We start from the raw sequence: 1,741 nt of genomic DNA, 5'->3' as shown, positions 1-1,741 counted from the left end.
GCATTGGCGGCTACGGCACTGCCAAACATCGACGACAACCAACCTCATGTGGCACCGCGTAACGCCACCGAAACGGTACTGAGTCGGCTGTTCTGCGAAGTGTTGGAATGCCCGGATGTCAGCGTCCACGATAACTTCTTCAACCTGGGCGGTCACTCGCTGTTGGCCGCGATGCTGTTTACCCGCTTGCGTCAGCGGTTCACTCGGGTGCCCCCACTGCGTAGTCTTTTTGAGAACCCGACACTGTCTGCCTTCGCGAGCCTGCTCGGCGATCCCTTGGATACTCCAGCCTCCACCTGGACTGGAGTGCCAAGGCCCGCCCGCCTGCCGCTGTCGTTCGAACAGCAACGCTTGTGGTTCCTCGAACAATTGAGCGCCGGCGGTGGTGAATACAACGTGGTCAGCGCCGTGCAACTGGACGGCGAACTCAATGTCCAGGCCCTGCAAACGGCCCTGGACAGCGTGGTCCAGCGCCACGAGATTCTGCGCAGCCGCATCGTGCGCGATACCGACGGCGAGTTGGCGTTGATCGTCGAACCGCAAGTCGCTATCACCTTGCAAGTCACGCCACTGCAGGCCGCCAGCGACGAGCAGTGGCAACAACTGACCGACGCGGCGATCCACGCGCAAACTGGCCGCCGTTTCGACCTCGCCGCCGAAGTGCCCGTGCGTACCACACTGCTGCAACGCAGCGGCGGCGCCCAGTCGCTGCTGTTGCTCAGCCTGCACCACTGCGCCACCGATGACGCCTCCAGCCAGAACCTGCTGGATGAGCTGCGACAGTTCTACACCGCCCAGTGCCAGGGCACTCCGGCGGCACTCCCGGCGCTGGCGCTGCAATACCCTGATTATGCCCTCTGGCAGCGCGAGCCCGGTCAACAGACCATGTTCAGCAGCCAACTGGAATACTGGCGCAACCAACTGGAGGACGGCGACTACCTGCTGGACCTGCCGACCGAACAGGGCCGTCCGAACCAGCTCGCCCCAGCGGCCGGCGCAGTGCAACTGCAATTGCCGTCTGCCCTGGTGGCACGCCTGCGGCAGTTCGCCCAGCAACGCGGCGCCACGCTGTACATGCTCATGCTCGGTGCGGCGCAGTTGCTCTTGGGGCGCTACGCCAACCAGCGCGACGTACGGGTCGGCAGCCCGGTGGCCCAGCGTCCATTCGCCGAGCTGCAACCGCTGATCGGCTGCTTCGTCAACACCGTGGTCATGCGCGCCGATCTGGATCCGACGCTGGATTTCGAAGGTTTGCTGGGCCAGGTGCGCAACCGTGTGCTGGATGCACAGCAGCATCAGGACGTGCCGTTCGACCAGGTCGTGGAGCACCTGAAACCTTCGCGCAGCCTCGGCCAGACGCCGCTGTTCCAAGTGCTGTTCGCCATGCAGAACGCCGATTCGTCGAGCCAGCCATGGCCGCAGTTGCAGGTCAGCGAACGGGCGGTGACCGCCCAGGCCACCAAGTACGACCTGAACTGGGAAGTGCACGACGGCGAGGTGCTGTCGGTGTTGCTGGAGTACCGCGCCGCGCTGTTCAGCGAAACCACGGCCCGGCGTTGGCTGGAACAGTGGCAACAACTGCTGGAAGCCATGCTCGAAGCACCGCAGACCCGTCTCGGGGACTGGTCACCGTTGCCGGCGGCAGAACGTCAGCGTCAACTGGTCGAATGGAACGCCACCGAGCGCAACTACAGCGGCCCGACCGACCTGCACACCGCGCTCAGCCAACAAGCCGCCCTGA

Annotated in this window: 1 protein-coding gene; it reads left to right on the top strand. The window is 64.5% G+C overall.

Going from position 1 to position 1,741, the window contains the following annotated elements; translation table 11 throughout:
- The coding region (locus tag GSM73_RS28020) for a condensation domain-containing protein (RefSeq protein WP_256677099.1) at window positions 1-1,741 on the top strand (1,741 nt) is incomplete at both ends.

Origin of the sequence: Pseudomonas sp. PICF6 (genome assembly GCF_009831705.1) — a bacterium.
GTDB lineage: Bacteria > Pseudomonadota > Gammaproteobacteria > Pseudomonadales > Pseudomonadaceae > Aquipseudomonas > Aquipseudomonas rhizophila.
This window is presented reverse-complemented; position numbering and strand designations above follow the sequence as displayed.